General features: G+C 32.0%; 11 protein-coding genes and 1 other annotated feature. All 11 genes read left to right on the top strand.

Annotation, left to right across the window (positions count from 1 at the left end; translation table 11 throughout):
- Positions 1-16 precede the first annotated feature (16 nt).
- The 11 genes from K292_RS0108170 (at position 17) to leuB (ending at position 16,876) form a co-directional block, all read left to right on the top strand.
- Positions 17-2,185 (top strand): zinc ribbon domain-containing protein, encoded by a 2,169-nt coding sequence (locus K292_RS0108170; protein ID WP_027399426.1) that lies wholly within the window; start codon positions 17-19, stop codon positions 2,183-2,185.
- A 26-nt stretch (positions 2,186-2,211) separates the two neighbouring features.
- The gene (locus K292_RS0108165; RefSeq protein WP_027399425.1) at positions 2,212-3,858 is read left to right on the top strand and encodes a phosphoenolpyruvate carboxykinase (ATP); all 1,647 of its coding nucleotides are present in this window, start codon (positions 2,212-2,214) and stop codon (positions 3,856-3,858) included.
- Between the two features lie 26 nt (positions 3,859-3,884).
- The gene (locus tag K292_RS0108160) at positions 3,885-6,770 is read left to right on the top strand and encodes a UPF0182 family membrane protein (protein ID WP_027399424.1); all 2,886 of its coding nucleotides are present in this window, start codon (positions 3,885-3,887) and stop codon (positions 6,768-6,770) included.
- A 199-nt stretch (positions 6,771-6,969) separates the two neighbouring features.
- The gene (locus tag K292_RS0108155) at positions 6,970-8,874 is read left to right on the top strand and encodes a type I glutamate--ammonia ligase (RefSeq protein WP_027399423.1); all 1,905 of its coding nucleotides are present in this window, start codon (positions 6,970-6,972) and stop codon (positions 8,872-8,874) included.
- Positions 8,875-8,886: 12 nt separating this feature from the next.
- On the top strand, positions 8,887-10,164 hold the full coding sequence (gene serS / locus K292_RS0108150; RefSeq protein WP_027399422.1) for a serine--tRNA ligase: 1,278 nt from the start codon (positions 8,887-8,889) through the stop codon (positions 10,162-10,164).
- A gap of 25 nt (positions 10,165-10,189) precedes the next feature.
- Positions 10,190-10,390 carry a DUF951 domain-containing protein gene (locus K292_RS0108145; protein ID WP_027399421.1) on the top strand — a complete coding sequence of 67 codons (201 nt, stop codon included), beginning with the start codon at positions 10,190-10,192 and terminating at the stop codon, positions 10,388-10,390.
- A complete protein-coding gene (gene putP, locus K292_RS0108140; RefSeq protein WP_027399420.1) occupies positions 10,387-11,853 on the top strand; it encodes a sodium/proline symporter PutP in 1,467 nt (488 codons plus the stop codon). Before K292_RS0108145 ends, putP begins: the two co-directional genes overlap by 4 nt.
- 91 nt (positions 11,854-11,944) lie before the next feature.
- Positions 11,945-12,183: a binding site (T-box leader), on the top strand.
- Between the two features lie 249 nt (positions 12,184-12,432).
- Positions 12,433-13,977 carry a 2-isopropylmalate synthase gene (locus K292_RS0108135; protein ID WP_027399419.1) on the top strand — a complete coding sequence of 515 codons (1,545 nt, stop codon included), beginning with the start codon at positions 12,433-12,435 and terminating at the stop codon, positions 13,975-13,977.
- A gap of 1 nt (position 13,978) precedes the next feature.
- Entirely contained in the window at positions 13,979-15,256 is a 1,278-nt protein-coding gene (leuC, locus tag K292_RS0108130) for a 3-isopropylmalate dehydratase large subunit (RefSeq protein WP_027399418.1), read from the top strand.
- 39 nt (positions 15,257-15,295) lie between these two features.
- Complete coding sequence (gene leuD, locus K292_RS0108125; protein WP_027399417.1) at positions 15,296-15,775, top strand: 3-isopropylmalate dehydratase small subunit; 480 nt, start codon at positions 15,296-15,298, stop codon at positions 15,773-15,775.
- A 30-nt stretch (positions 15,776-15,805) separates the two neighbouring features.
- Positions 15,806-16,876: a 3-isopropylmalate dehydrogenase gene (gene leuB, locus K292_RS0108120; protein WP_027399416.1), complete on the top strand. Its 1,071-nt coding sequence runs from the start codon at positions 15,806-15,808 to the stop codon at positions 16,874-16,876.
- The last annotated feature ends 840 nt before the right edge of the window (positions 16,877-17,716 follow it).

Below are 17,716 nucleotides of genomic sequence, written 5' to 3'. Positions count from 1 at the left end.
AATGGAGGATAATTATATGTATTGTAAAAAGTGTAATAATTTACTTGACGATACAGACCAATTTTGTAAAATATGCGGTTTAAAAGTAACAAGAGAAAAATTGGATACAGAAGATACAGACTCAGAAGAAGAAATCAGCGTTAATCCTTCATATAATAAATTCGAAAACGAAGATAATATAATTGAAGAGCCAGATAAAGAAGATGAGCTGCAAAAACAAAATATAGAAAAAGAAGAATCAAGTTTACCTAAAGAAGAGGCTGATGGAGCAGTTGAAAAAATTAGACCAGAAGATGAATTTTCTTGGAATATATATGATTTCCCAAAACCAAAGAAAACAGAGGCAATTGATTTTAAATGGGGACCGGATCCGTATGAAAATATAAGAGCAAAAAAAATAGAACCGGAAAATAAAGAAAATGAATCAAATAATGATTTTTTATTTTTTGTGGATGAGAATGAGAATTCAAAAGATAAATATGATATAGAAAAGGATAGTACAAAAGAAATAAACGGTATTTATAATGATATACATATAAAAGACACAGAAGAAAAGAACAGAAAAGTTGAAGAAACAGAATTATTATCTAGTGAAGAAAATGATACAAATTTAATTAATAATGAAGCTAAAAGCAGTAAAGATACTATAAAAATAGAAAAAGAATTGATAAAAAAAGAAATAAAGGCACATAATGACATTTCAGAAATAAAAATGCATAAAGATAAAAATATATTTTTTAATAATCAAAAAGAAGAATTGAAAAATATAAATGAAAATGAATTTTTTACATTTAATAAAAAAAATGAAGAATTTCAAAAACTTTTAGATAAAGAATATGAAAGAATAAGAAAGAATTCAGAACATAGATATAAGGAACATAATTCAAATATACTTGCAAGTAATACAATAGAAAATATTAATTATGAAACTTTTAATATTTCACCAGATATTTTAAATGAAAATGAATCAATTAATAATAACACAAATAATAAAATTAAAGACAGTAAAAAAGAAATGATAGAAGAAGATTTAGATTCTTCTGATATTGAATTTAAATTACATAATTTTGATAATGAATCTTTAGAAGAAATGAAGATGGCAAGAGAAAATTTCTTTAGAAGTTTTGAAACAGAAGAAACAAAAGAAACAGAAGAATTGTTAGAAGTTAATAAAACGGTTAAGGATAATATAAATAAAACAACAGATGAAATTCTTGTAAAAGAAGAAAATGAAAAGAAGAAAAATGAAATACTAAATAATGAAATAAATGATAAAAAGGCAGACAATGAAAATAGTGAAACCGTAATTAATAAAGAGAATGAACCTGGCAATTTATCAGGCAATACAATTAAAAATAATATTGAAACAGAAGAAACAGAAAAAAGTAAAAAAGGAAATATTTTTTTAAAAATACTTCTAGTAATAATTATTTTAATTTTAATTTTAGAAATTTCATTTTTAGGAATTAAATTTATTGCTCCAAATAGTAAAGCTTCAAAATTTATAACAGAAAAAGAATTGAAGGTAGTTCAATTTATTTCTGATTTAGGGAATAATACAAAAAATGAAACGGATAATAAAACAAATGAAGAAGATGATTCTCAAATAAATAATGAAGGTAATACTACTAAGCAGGATAGCGAATCAGAATTAGATTCTAGTCCTGAAGCAGATAAATCCGTTTTGATTGAAAATCAAAAAGATAAAAACCAAAATATTCTTGAAGTTAAGGCGAATGACTCTTTAAAGTATATCTCAGGAACAGACTATGGCCTCTCAGATATAAATAATTCAAAACCTATTGAAAATAATATATGGATGAAATCTGAGAATGGAAAAGATCTTTATTATGATAATGAAATCGTAGGGACTTTGATACAATTTGACTCTAAATGGGTAGATTATTTAAATAATGCAAATAATGAAGTCTTTGAATTAATAAAAAGTGGTAGTCAAGCAGAGGAAAATGCAAGAACCTTTTCTAAAGTGGGTAAAGTTAAAGAAACTTTTAACTTATTGGAAATCGGAGAGATTAGAAAAGGAGAAAATGGTTATTATACATGGTGTCATGAAGAAATTGAAATTCAAGAAAATGGAAACTTAAATTCTAAAAGTTATAATTGGATATACCATTTAGAAGTAGTAGGGGACAAGATTCAAATAGTAAATTATTATAAATTTTAATTAATAATATAAAAGGAGAGAGGAATATGTCAACCAAATCAAGATTTCAAAGAGATCAAATAACTACAGGAAACCCTGCGTTTTCCATGTCAAGATCCACCCTTGAAACTGCATTTTATGGAAATAATGTAAGGAAAGTTATAGACTTAAAAGAAGTTTATGAAATGGCTAAAAATACATGTGGAACTATAATCACGGATATGCCTGTATATTGTCCCGAAAAAATTGGTTTACCTGACGATGCAAAAATTTTACTTTTTAATGATGGAACTACAGTCGGTAGATTTGCTGGAGCTAGGGTAATTCTTGGAGAAAAGGGAGTAGACGAGGCTGAAATAGCAAAGGTGTTGAGAGAAGCGGTTTATAACACGAGATATAAAAATATGTTACATACCGAATCTTATATTGGGTTAGATACAGATTTTATTGTAAAGGCAAACTTGCTTATTCCGGAAACTTATGAAAATACACTATATAACTGGTTATTAAATTTTCAATATATAAATGATTTTTATAATGATATGTTCGCAAACTCCAAGCCAGTTGGAAATGAACCGGATATTTTTATACTTTCTGATCCTGATTTTTCCCATCCAAAATTTCCTGACGGTTTAGCGTATTTTGATCCGGAACATAATTGTGCCTGCTTATTAGGGTTGAGATATTTTGGCGAACATAAAAAAGGAACTTTGACTTTAGCTTGGAGTATAGCAAATAGAAATGGATATGCATCATGCCATGGTGGATTAAAAAGAATGATAAGAAAAGATGGCCAAAAACATGTTATGGGTGTTTTTGGGCTATCAGGTTCGGGAAAATCAACGATAACACATGCAAAGCATAATGGTAAATATGATGTTACCGTATTACATGATGATGCTTATATTATTTCTAGTGAAAATGGATCAACAGTAGCGCTTGAACCATCTTATTTTGATAAAACTCAAGATTATCCTCTTACTTCAGAAGATAACAAGTATCTTATTACAGCGCAAAATTGCGGAGCTACAATTGATGCAGACGGTAAATTAGTACTTGTAACAGAAGACATCAGAAATGGTAATGGAAGAGCTATTAAATCAAAGTTATGGGCTGCTAACAGAGTTGACAAAATGGATGAACCCATTAATACTATTGTTTGGCTAATGAAGGATAATACCCTTCCTCCTGTTATTAAAATTGAAGATCCAACATTAGCTTCGGTAATGGGAGCAACACTTGCAACAAAGAGAACAAGTGCGGAAAAAATAGCTGAAGGTGTAGATAAGAATGCGTTAGTATTCGAACCTTATGCAAACCCGTTTAGAACTTATGCTCTTTCTGAGGATTATGAAAAATTTAAATACTTATTTGAAAAAAGAGGAGTACAGTGTTTCATTATTAATACAGGATTTTTCCTTGATAAAAAAATTCCTAAAGAAGTGACAATAGAAATAATAGAAAATATTGTTGATGAAACTGCTGAATTTAAGGAGTTTGGCCCGTTTACCGGATTTAAAACTATGGATGTGGAAGGATTTAGCCCAGATTTTAGTAATAAAGAGTATACAGAGCTTGTAATTAAAAGCATGAATAACAGGTTGAATTATTTAGATTCATTAGAAGAAGTAAAAGGTGGAAGAGATGCACTTCCTGAGGCTGCAAAGAAGGCTATAGAAAACGTTATTAAATAAGGATAAAAGGTTAATGAGGTGATTCTTTGAAAAAGAAAAAATTTGGTTTAGGTATAGCCATAATAATATTATTTGTTATTCTGTCTGGATTTGGTGGTTTAGTTAGATTTTTAACAGATTATATGTGGTTTAAAGAATTAGGCTATACAAGTGTATTTTTTAAACAGTTATTTACACAATTAAAGATTGGGATTCCAAGCTTTATAATTATTTCCATATTAACGTATATTTATTTAAGAGCTTTAAAAAAGGGATATTATAAAAAGGTTGATACTGTAGAGTCTACTTCAGTAAGTGAAAAAGCTTTAAATAGAATTACATTAGGATTTGGAGCTATTTTTGGTATTTTTGTAACATTAGCTACAGTAACCAGACTTTGGTTTGAAATATTAAAATTCTATAACAGTACATCTTTTAATATTGCAGATCCTATTTTCAATATGGATGTATCATTTTATATTTTTAAATTAGAATTTATAAGGCAAATCAATCAAATTTCAATTGGAATTGTAGTAGCGTTTGTATTACTGACTGTAGTTTATTACTTTATATTACTTTCATTAAGACGTCCAAAAATATTTGATCCGCAAAATGATAATTCGTATGAATATGAAGAGCAAGAAGATGCGGCTAGAAGATATAATTCTTTTGGAGGTGTATTTGGAGATGCTTTTGATAAATTTGGTCAAGCAATGAATGGAGGCCTTGGACAAAAACCTAAAAAGCATTTTAATGACAATAACTTAAAAGAACTTTTTAATATTGCATCATCGCAGCTCACCGTACTGGGGATTATATTTTTTATTATGGTTGGCGCAAACTTTTATTTAAAGCAATATAATTTATTATATTCACAAACCGGTGTTCTTTACGGTGCGGGATATACTGATATAAATATTACTCTATGGGTATACAGACTTCTTATGGTTCTTTCCTTTATAGCAGCGGTAATGTTTGTAGTAGGTGTTAAAAAAAGAAAGTTTAGAACTATTTTAGTTGTTCCTGTAATAATGATTTTAATTGGAGCAGTAGGCTCAGGAGCAGCATTGTTAGTACAAAACTTGATAGTTTCACCTGATGAAATAAATAAAGAAGGTCAATATTTAGAAAATAATATACACTTTACTCAGTCCGCCTATGACTTGCAAGATGTAGTTGTAAAAGCCTTTGCTGCTGATAATACACTTACCAAACAAGATATTCAAAACAATATGGGTACAATTTCTAATATCCGTATTAATGATTATGAACCTGCTAAAAAATTCTATAATCAAACTCAAAGTATAAGGTTATATTATTCTTTCTATGACGTTGATGTAGATAGATATATGGTCAACGGTGAATATACACAGACCTTCTTGTCTGCAAGAGAAATAGACGAAAACCAGATTAGAAAAGAATGGCTTAATGCACATCTTAAATATACACATGGTTACGGAATTACTTTATCAAGAGTAGATAAGGTAACTGCCAGCGGACAGCCGGATATGCTTATTGACAGTATTCCACCGGTTTCTGAAGTAGAAGAAATAAATATAACTAGACCTGAAATTTATTTTGGAGAATTAACAAATAATTATATACTTACAAATACAGGGGAAAAAGAATTTGATTATCCAAATGGAGATAACAATAAATATGCAACTTATGAAGGCAATGCAGGGATTAAATTAAATTTATTTAACAGAGTGTTATTTGCCATTCGTGAGCAAAGTTTAAAACTTCTTGTTTCCACAAATATTGACAGTGATTCTAAAATAATAATAAATAGGAACATTATGGATAGAATTGAAAAAATCATGCCATTTCTTGATTATGATAATGATCCGTATATTGTCACAGTAGGAGGAAAACTCTATTGGATGATAGATGCATATACAACAAGTAGCTATTATCCATATTCAGAACCTTTTGACCCGGAAAAAAGCCGCATTAATTATATTAGAAATTCTGTCAAAATAGTTATTGATGCTTACAATGGTGATGTAAATTATTATATTGTTGATGATAATGATCCTATTGCTAAGACTTATGCACAAATTTATCCAAAATTATTTAAGTCTTTTGATCAAATGCCGGAAGAATTACGTGCACATATCAGATATCCTAATACGTTATTTAATATACAAGCAAATGTTTACAAACGTTATCATATGAATGATGTTAAGGTATTTTATCAAGATGAAGACTTATGGGCAGTATCAAATGAGATTTATGGAACAAAAGAAGTTCCTATGTCGGCGAATTATTATATTATGAAACTTCCGGGTGAAGATAAGGTGGAATTTATTAATTCAGTACCATATACACCAAGAGGTAAGAAAAATATGACAGGTCTTTTGGTAGCAAGAAATGATGGTGAACATTACGGAGAGCTGATTATATATAAATTACCAAAAGATAAAATTATATATGGTCCAATGCAGATAGAGGCTCAGATAGATCAGCATACAGAAATATCAAAAGAATTTTCTCTTTGGAATTCTTCGGGATCTACGTATACAAGAGGAAATATGTTTGTTATTCCAATAGAACAGTCCTTATTGTATGTAGAACCAGTATATTTAGAAGCATCAAATTCAAGTTTACCTGAAGTAAAGAGAGTAATTGTTGCATATGGAGACCGAATTGCTTATGAGCCGACTTTAGCTGAAGCTCTTGATACACTTTTTGGAGATGGTTCAGGAGTAAATTTAACAGGAAATGATAACAAAATAGAAAAGACAGAAGATGAAGAACTTAGTGTTAATGAGATTATTTCCCTTGCAAATGAAGCATTTAAAAATGCAACGGCTGCACAGCAAAATGGCGATTGGGCGACTTACGGGCAATATTTAAAACAGCTGGAAAAATATTTAAATCTTTTGTCACCAGATTCAAATGAGAATACAGGAAATAATTCGGAGGAATAATTAAAATATAAACAAAAACTCGCTATTGCGAGTTTTTGTTTATGCAGATTTTTTGCAAATTATAAAAATAACTGGAAAAACTATAATTTGCAAGGTATAATTAAATGTTAACAGGCAAAAAACAGATATGTTCTATAAACAAATATAAAGGGACTTAATTTATAAATATTAAAAATAGCCGAAAGGAGTAAAAAGTATGATGATAGATAGAATGTTATTTAACATTCCAAAAGAAAAACATTCAAAAGAAGAAATAACTGAATTATTGAATCTTCATCCAGAGATTAAATTTGTATCTCTTGTGGGACTGGACATTGGAGGACATGACACAGATGAAAAAATTCCGGTGCATTTATTTATAAAGGATATGGATAAATTTTTAGTTCATGGTGTTCAAACTGATGGCTCTAGTGTTGTACTTCCTAAAATTGCAGCTTTAAATAATGCAAAAGTAGATATTATACCTGACTTAGATGTAAATTGGTATGTAGACTATAATTATAATTTTCTCACAGAAGATACAAAACTTCCCGTGGGAACATTGAGAATTCCATCTTTTTTAGTACATAATGATACTGCAGAAGTTGGATCAAGAGTAATGCTTAGAAAAGCAGTAGAAACTTTTAAACAAGGATTGATACAGCTTTTAAGAGAAAATCCATATGTCTTAGAAGATTTAGACATAGATTCAGCTGATGAAATAGAAGATTTAGTTTTAACTGCTGCCACAGAACTTGAATTTTGGGTTAGAACTCCAGAAGATAAAGCAGATAAAGAGCAGCTTTCCACTTCACAAGAATTAAAAGAACAATATTGGCAAAGAACAAGAGGTCCTGTAAGAACTGCTTTAGAAAAATCATTGATTATTTTAGATAAATATGGGTTTGAAGTGGAAATGGGACATAAAGAGGTTGGCGGAATTCCGGCTAAACTTGGAAGTTCCGGAGAATATGATCATATATTAGAACAACTGGAGATTGATTGGAAATATAGTACTGCACTGCAAGCAGCAGATAACGAAATGCAAATTAAATATATCGTAAAAGATATATTTAGGGCGCATGGTCTTGAAGTAACTTTTATGGCAAAACCAATTGAAGGTGTTGCCGGAAGCGGTGAACATACACATATGGGAGTTGCGGCAAAATTAAAAAGCGGAAAAATGATAAGTTTATTTGCGCCAAAAGATGCAAAAAAAGAATTTATGAATCCAATTGGATTTGGCGCGCTTATGGGAATGTTAAAAAATTATGAGGTAATGAATCCGTTTGTTACGGCAACAAATGATGCAATTAATAGATTAAAGCCGGGATTTGAAGCACCTATTTGCATAGTAACCTCTATAGGACATACGGCTGAAAATCCTTCAAGAAACAGAACTGTATTAATTGGTCTTGTGCGAGATCAAAATAATCCTCTGTCAACAAGGTTTGAACTTCGCTCACCAAATCCGAAGAGTAATACTTATCTAGTATTAGCTACAGGATATTTAGCTATGCTTGATGGTATTAAAGTTGCATTAGAAGACGGAAAAACCTCTAAGGAACTAGAGGAAATTCTTTCTAAAAAACACGGAGAAGAAGCTTTTTATCTAGAAAAAGACAGAGTATATAGAAGTGAAAAAGATGTGTTTGATGAATATAGTGAAGAAGAAAGAAACAAAATATTTGGTAAAGCACCTGCAACAGTTTGGGAAAACATATCCGCTTTTGATAAATACCCTGATAAGGTGGGAATATTAATGAGAGGTGGGGTCTTTGACGATATTACATTAGCCTCATATAAAGAAGCGGCTACAGCACAATGGGCAACAGAGCTGCATAACAGAATTATTCCAAATACCATGCAGTTAGTAAGAGAATGTAGAAAGGGCCATCTTGATAATGATTGTACAGATTATGATATGTACAATTGGAATAGAATTCAAAAACTAAGAGTTTATCTGGGACAAGATAAGATGACAGAAAAATGTTTATTAACGAGAATAAAAAATGCATTAGATGAGAAAAAATATGATGATGCATCAGAATTACAGATTGAAATGCAAGAAAAAGTACAGGAATTAACGGATATATATATAGAATATAAAAAGAATTTACTCTAGGGAGATGGAAAAATGTTAGATATAAAAAGAATCAGAGAAGATTTTGAGAATGTTAAGAAAGCGGTAGAATCAAGAGGTCAAGGTGATTTCGGTATTGATAAGGTTATCGAATTAGATGAAAAAAGAAGAGCCATATTAGCTAAGGTTGAACAGATGAAAAACAAACAAAACCTCGATTCTAAACAAATTCCAAAGCTTAAAAAAGAGGGTAAGGATACTACAGAATTAATGGCTGAGATGAAACGCCTTTCTGATGAAATTAAAAGTTTAGATGCAGAATTGAGTGAAGTAGAGGATGAACTTAAAACAGCACTTCTTAATATACCAAATACACCGCATCCAAGTGTTCCTATTGGGAAAGATGACTCGGACAATTTAGAAATAAGAAAAGTAGGAACTCCAAGAAAGTTTGATTTTGAATATAAGGCCCATTGGGATGTGGGAGCTGATTTAGGTATTCTTGATTTTGAAAGAGCAGCAAAGATTGCAGGTGCTAGATTTACCGTTTATAAGGGTTTAGGTGCCAGACTTGAACGTTCTATTATTAATTTCATGTTAAATTTGCATACACAAGATCATGGGTATACAGAAATATTACCACCGTTTATGGTAAATAGAGATGCTATGACAGGTACAGGTCAGCTTCCGAAATTTGAAGACGATATGTTTTGGGTACCGGCGAAAGATTTCTTTTTAATTCCTACAGCAGAAGTTCCTGTTACTAATCTTCATATGAATGAGATTGTTGATTCTGAGGAACTTCCAATATATTATACTGCTTATACACCATGTTTCAGAAAAGAAGCAGGTTCTGCAGGAAGAGATACACGAGGATTAATTAGACAACATCAATTTAATAAAGTTGAATTAGTTAAATTTGTTAAGCCGGAGAATTCATATAATGAGTTGGAATCTTTACTTTTAGCAGCAGAAGAAGTTCTAAAGAAACTTGAAATCCCATATAGAGTTGTAAAACTTAGCACGGGAGATCTTGGATTTTCTTCAGCAATGACATATGATATTGAAGTTTGGATGCCTAGTTATGGAAGATATGTTGAAATTTCCTCTTGTAGTAATTTTGAAAATTATCAGGCAAGAAGAGGAAATATAAGATTTAGACCAGAAGCTAAGGGTAAACCAGAATTTGTTCATACACTAAATGGCTCAGGATTAGCTGTAGGCAGGACTTGTGCTGCCATATTGGAAAATTATCAGCAGGAAGATGGTTCAGTAATAATTCCTGAAGCTTTAAGACCTTATATGGGTATTGATAAAATTATAGGTAAGTAATATTTATTAAAAGGAATGGTGAAATATGCCTTTAAATATAAATGTTGGAGATATAATCGAATTAAAAAAGAAACATCCATGTGGAGGCAATAGCTTTGAAGTAAAGCGTACAGGTATGGATTTTAGAATTAAGTGTATCACATGTGGCACAGAAGTATGGCTGAAAAGACATGATTTAGAAAAAAGAGTGAAAAAGATAAAAGCAAAGGAAGGTAAAGAGACTTGAACACGATAGCAGTAATATTTATAATTTATTTAGCTCTTATGGTAGCAATAGGATTTATATTTTACAATAAGACAAAGAATATATCAGATTATACTCTAGGTGGTAGAAAGTTAAACAGTTGGGTAACAGCAATGTCAGCACAAGCTTCAGACATGAGTGGATGGTTGTTAATTGGATTACCCGGATTAGCATATGGTATATGGGCAGGTACATCTGAAGCAATATGGACAGCTGTTGGGCTAGCCATAGGTACATATCTAAATTGGCTGTTTGTAGCGAAGAGATTAAGAAAATATACAGAAACATCATCAAATTCTATTACCATCCCAGATTTTTTTGAAAATCGCTTTAGAGATACCAAACATATATTAAGAGTTGTATCATCAGTGTTTATAGTTATCTTTTTTCTTATTTATACGGCGGCACAATTTTCGGCAGGAGCTAAGTTATTTTCAACAGTATTTGGCCTTGATTATACAATTGGCCTAATAATAGGTGCATTAATTATTTTATCATATACTGCACTTGGCGGATTTTCAGCAGTTTGTTGGACAGATACAATTCAAGGTACAATCATGTTTTTTGCATTGATTATAGTACCCGTAATTGCAATAGCAGATATGGGAGGATCGGGAGAAGTTGCTGCAAGGCTTGCACAATTAACACCGGAAAAGTTGGGATTTTTCCCTATGGATGGAGATTCTGTAAATGTACTGCTTCTTGCATCAGCCCTTGGATGGGGGTTAGGATATTTTGGTCAACCACATATTTTAGTTAGATTTATGGCTATTGAATCGCCTGACAATATTAAAAAATCAAGAATTATAGCCATGACATGGGTAATAATTACTCTAAGTACAGCAGTAATTATCGGAATGGTAGGTAAAGCAATGCTTCCTGATTTAAAAGATGGTGAAACCATATATATGACTATGATTCATTTAATGTTTAATGAAGTGGTTTCAGGGCTGCTTTTAACTGCAATACTAGCAGCAATTATGAGTACCGCAAGTTCTCAACTCTTGGTAACCGCATCTTCTGTATCCAAAGACCTTTACGGACTTATTTCTAAAAACAATGTAGATGAAATGGGTATGGTCTGGATTAGCAGAATTACGGTAGTTTTGGTTGCCGCAATAGCTATTTTACTGGCTCTTGATCCAAACAGCTCCGTATTTGGACTTGTATCTTGCGCTTGGGGAGGCTTTGGATCTGCTTTTGGACCCCTTATTTTATTCTCTTTGTTTTGGAAAAGAACAACAAAGCAGGGCGCTATTGCAGGAATGATTATTGGCGGTGCTGTGGATTTAATTTGGTACTATATGAAATCGGTGGGAGGAATATTCAGCATTTATGAAATTATTCCGGGCTTTATTGCATCTTCAATTGCTATTATTTTAATAAGTCTTGCAACCAAGCTTCCTAAAGAAATTGAAGAAGAATTCAATGCATCAAAATGTTAAACTTTGATTGAAAAATATTCTTAAATACATAAAAATTCTATTTGACATTATAAAAATTTTTATGTATACTAAACGCAATAGATTTAAAATTCTAAATGCAATGACGGAGTTTTTAATTCTGAAAAAACGTTACAGAGAGTCGGTGGCAGCTGAAAACCGATACGTAAAAAGGATTATATCTCGCTCCTGAGCAGGGTTCCCTAACGGTTATCTATTAAGGAATCACGGAAGACCCCGTTATCAAGGTCAAGGATTTGTTGGAATCTAAAGAGTGGACTGTATTTGACAGTAACTAGGGTGGTACCGCGGTAGTATTATATCGTCCCTGAGGTTTATTATTAAACTTCAGGGATTTTTTAATATATAGGAAATATCTCTTTTAGATATAAATAAATAAAAACTACAATTTAAATAAAATTGAAGAGAGCAGATGTATTTTTAAAAGCTTTCATATATAAAAATTTCAATTTTGTAGTAAGTAATACCAAATATCCTGGGACCTGTAAGTTAAATTGAATTACAGATAACTTTCATTTTATTTTGAAAGTAAGTTTCCGCTTAATTAAAGGAGGATTTAAAATGGGAATGAAAATGATTAAAATTTTTGACACTACGCTTAGAGATGGAGAGCAGTCACCAGGTTGCAGTATGAATCTAAAAGAAAAAATAGAGATGGCAAAACAATTAGAACGAATGAAAGTCGATATAATTGAGGCAGGATTTGCAATTTCATCACCGGGAGATTTTCTGTCTGTAAAAACAATAGCAGAAACTATTAAAGATTGTAGGGTGGCAAGCCTGGCAAGAACAGTAAAAGGAGATATTGACAGAGCCTGGGAGGCTTTAAAAGATGCAGCTGCACCGAGAATTCATACATTTATAGCAACATCACCACTTCATATGGAATATAAATTACAGATGACGCCAGATGAAGTTTATGAAAGAGCTATTGAAATGGTAAAACATGCAAAGGGATACTGCAGTGATATTGAATTCTCAGCTGAAGATGCCACTAGAAGTAATCCTCAATTTTTAGCTAAAGTTATAGAGGGAGTTATTAAAGCTGGAGCCACTACTATCAATTTGCCTGATACAGTAGGGTATACTACTCCCGATGAACATTATGAATTTTTTATGAATCTTAGAAAACTTGCACCTTCATTAGATAATGTGACTATATCAGCACATTGTCATAATGATCTTGGCCTTGGAGTTGCTAATTCTCTTGCAGCTATTAAAGCAGGAGTAACACAAATAGAATGTACGATCAATGGAATAGGAGAAAGAGCAGGAAATTCTGCAATGGAAGAACTTGTTATGGCATTGCATACAAGAAAAGATATGCTGGATGCTGATACAAGAATTGTAACAACGGAAATCATGCGTTCATCCAGTCTGTTAAGCAGAATTACAGGTGTAAAGGTACAGCCTAATAAGGCGATAGTTGGTGAGAATGCATTTGCACACGAATCAGGTATACACCAGCATGGTGTTTTGAATAATAGAGAAACGTATGAAATTATGACACCAGAATCTGTTGGACTTAATGCCAATAATATGGTACTTGGAAAACATTCAGGTAAACATGCCTTTAAAAATAAAGTAAAAGCCTTGGGTTATGATTTATCAGATGAAGATATCGATATTACTTTTAAAAAGTTTAAAGTTCTTGCTGATAAGAAAAAGCAAGTATATGATAGGGATATTGAAGTACTTATTGATAAGGAATCAGTTCAAGTTCCTAAAACATTTAGTGTTGACAAGTTTGTGATTAACAGCGGAAACAGTATTACTTCAACAGCAGTAGTAAAAATGATGAAAGAAGGCAAATTTATCGAAAGAGTTTCAACTGGTGATGGCCCAGTTGATGCAGCTTTTAAAGCTATCGAAAAAATTGTGGGAATGTCTTTAAAATTAGAAGATTACGAATTAAAATCAGTAACAGAAGGAAAAGATGCGCAAGGAGATGCTCTTGTAAAAATAAGTAATGAAGAAGGTACTGTCTTTGCAGGAAGAGGTCTTTCTACAGATGTAATTGAAGCAAGCATTTATGCTTATGTAAATGCTGTAAATAAAATGATATATGATGAGGAAAACCATAAAAAAATGAGGGAGGTAAATTAATATGGCAATGACTATGACTCAGAAAATTTTAGCTGCGCATGCAGGGCTAAAAGAAGTAAAACCTGGTCAGTTTATCGAAGCTAATTTAGACATTGTTTTGGCTAATGATATTACAGGACCGGTGGCAATTAAAGAATTTAATAAAATGGGAGCAAAGGGTGTTTTTGATATAAATAAAGTAGTATTAGTTCCGGATCATTTTACACCAAATAAAGATATCAAAGCGGCAGAGCAATGTAAAATGCTAAGAGAATTTGCAGGTAAACAAGATATAGAAAATTATTTTGAAGTTGGTGAAATGGGTATTGAGCATGCTCTTTTACCTGAAAAAGGATTGGTCGTTGCAGGAGATGTTGTCATTGGAGCAGATTCACATACTTGCACATACGGGGCATTAGGAGCTTTTTCCACAGGTATTGGTTCTACAGACATGGCAGCTGGGATGGCAAGAGGAAAGGCATGGTTTAAAGTACCTTCAGCTATTAAATTTGAACTTGTTGGAAAGCCATCAAAATGGGTAAGCGGTAAGGATGTTATCCTTCATATTATTGGTATGATTGGAGTAGATGGTGCCCTTTATAAATCTATGGAATTTATGGGATCGGGATTAAAGAATCTTTCCATGGATGACAGACTCGCTATGGCTAATATGGCTATTGAAGCAGGAGCAAAAAATGGAATCTTTATGGTAGATGAAAAGACAAAAGAATATATGAAGCAGCATAGAAATAAAAATAAAGCATTTAAGAAAAGTATGAAGGTTTATAAACCAGATAAAAATGCTGTTTATGATGAAACGTATGTGATTGATTTGGCAGCAATCAGACCAACTGTTGCTTTTCCGCATCTTCCTGAAAACACAAAGAAAATTGATGAAGTCGGTAATGTAAAAATAGATCAAGTTGTTATTGGTTCATGTACAAATGGAAGAATGGAAGATATGAAAGTAACAGCTAAAATATTAAAAGGTAAAAAGGTTGCTAAAAATGTAAGATGTATTATTTTCCCGGGAACACAACAAATATATCTTGATTGTATTAAAGCTGGATATGCAGAAATATTTGTTAAAGCAGGAGCGGTTTTCTCTACTCCAACATGCGGACCATGCCTTGGAGGTCATATGGGGATTCTTGCAGCAGGAGAAAGAGCTGTTGCCACAACAAACAGAAACTTTGTAGGCAGAATGGGTCACGTGGATTCTGAAGTTTATCTTGCAAGTCCGGCTGTAGCAGCAGCATCAGCGGTAAAAGGATGTATTGCAAATCCAGAAGAATTTTAAAATTAGGATATTTTAATTAAAAGAAAGGAATAGTTTAAAATGGGAAAAGTTTTTAAATATGGTGAAAACGTAGATACAGATGTAATAATTCCGGCAAGACACTTAAACACATCGGAGCCGTCAGAACTGGCATCTCATTGTATGGAGGATATCGATGCAGAATTTGCATCTAAAGTACAAGAAGGAGATATTATAGTAGCTGGAAAAAATTTCGGATGTGGATCGTCAAGAGAGCATGCGCCGATTGCTATTAAAGCTTCCGGTGTAAGTTGTGTTATTGCACCAACCTTTGCGAGAATTTTTTACAGGAATTCATTTAATACAGGTCTTCCAATATTAGAATGTGAAGAGGCAGCAGAGAAAATTGAAGCAGGAGATGAAGTAACGGTAGACTTTCAAACTGGTATAATAACAAATAATACAAAAAATGAAACATATCAAGCGGAACCCTTCCCCGACTTTATAACAAAGATTATAGAAAGCGGAGGCTTAGTAAATTACGTAAAAGAGAATCTATAAATAAATTAAAATAAGGAGTGATTAAAAGTCATGAACTACAAAATTGCATTAGTACCAGGAGATGGAATTGGACCAGAAGTAGTGGAACAGACTGTAAGAGTATTGGATAAAATAGGAGAAAAATATAATCATAAATTTAACTATACGACAGTATTAGCCGGAGGAGCTGCAATAGATGCTACAGGAGAATGTCTTCCTCAAGAAACAATAGATATTTGTAAAAACAGCGATGCAGTTTTTTTGGGAGCTGTAGGAGGATGGCAGTGGGATACTCTACCTGGCGATAAGAGACCGGAAAGAGCATTATTAGGATTAAGAAAAGAACTTGGATTATTTGCAAATCTGAGGCCTGCTCTTTTATTTGAAGAACTTGCAGATGCTTGTCCATTAAAAGCTGAAATAGTAAGTGGAGGAATGGATATTCTTGTTGTAAGAGAGTTAACTGGTGGAATTTATTTTGGAGAAAAAGGTTTCAAAGATACAGAGCTTGGGCCTGCGGCATATGACATAGAACTTTATTCAGAAGAAGAAGTAAAAAGAATAGCTATTGTTGCTTTTGATATGGCTATGAAAAGAGGGAAAAAGTTAACCAGTGTTGACAAGGCCAATGTATTGGAAAGTTCTAGACTTTGGAGAAGAATAGTGACAGAGGTGGCTAAAGACTACCCTGAGGTTGAACTAAATCATATGTACATTGATAATGCAGCAATGCAATTAGTTAGAAACCCTAAGCAGTTTGATGTTATTGTAACAAGCAACATATTTGGAGATATACTTTCTGATGAAGCAAGTATGATTACAGGATCTATAGGTATGCTACCATCTGCGAGTCTTGCAAAAGGTAATTTTGGAATGTATGAACCTGTACATGGCTCTGCACCTGATATTGCAGGGCAAAATAAAGCGAATCCAATGGCTACTATTTTATCAAGTGCTATGATGCTTCGTTATACTTTTGGATTATCTAAGGAGGCTGATGATATAGAAAATGCGGTTAAATCTGTATTAAAAGCTGGATATAGAACGCCGGATATTATGGTAGATGGCATGAAACCTATAGGAACAAAAGAAACCGGTGACTTGATTGTAAATGCCATATAATTAATATGATAATTAATTAACGAGATAAACAATATAATAATATAACGAAAACGACAAGCATAATTTTAAGTTTGTCGTTTTCTTTATATACATATTTTTATATAAATAACCCATACCCCTTATAGCAAAACAATAGCTTTTTATATTTGAACAGTAATTATGTTTACACACCAATTTAGAAATAGTTATTATAGATATGAATAAAGTAGTTTGAAAATGGTAATATTAGAATTGTAGTTTATCTAGGAATGTATTGTTTTAACCTTTTTTAAAATAATTTTAAATAATTATGAAAAAACGGTTGACATATGTTATTGTGTTTGGTAATATAGTTAAGCTATCAAAAACGAAATTACCAAGTAAACTAAACAAAAATAAAAAAGTTGAAAAAGTAGTTGACAAAGATAGCAAGATGAGATATACTAAAAAAGTTCGCTAGACGCGGACGAGCGTTGAGAAGTCAACGGAGCTCTTTCTTAAAAGAAGCTAAGCCATGTCACAGATTACAATTGTATTTGTAATTACTGACGAAGGACATTTATTCATTTGATTAGCAAAGAATAATAAGTCCGTTGAACCTTGAAAACTCCATAGTGTAGAAATTTAGTCAAAGAGGACTTTAAGTAGTTCTCGAAAGAGACTAAAGTACAAACAATCAGCAAAGATTGGTAAGATGAATTCATAAACGAATGAGTCAACGTACAATTTCTTTAAAAAACAATAATTCTAGATTCGTATAACAAATATGAAGATAGAAAATGAAACGCGATGCGTTTTACTGAACCAGATTTTAAAGCTTCGGCTTTTAAATACAACTTTAATTAAGAGTTTGATCCTGGC

Source organism: Anaerovorax odorimutans DSM 5092 (genome assembly GCF_000426305.1).
In the GTDB taxonomy this organism is placed as follows: Bacteria; Bacillota; Clostridia; order Peptostreptococcales; family Anaerovoracaceae; genus Anaerovorax; species Anaerovorax odorimutans.
The sequence above is the reverse complement of the archived record's forward strand: the minus strand, read 5'-3'. Positions and strand labels throughout refer to the sequence as shown.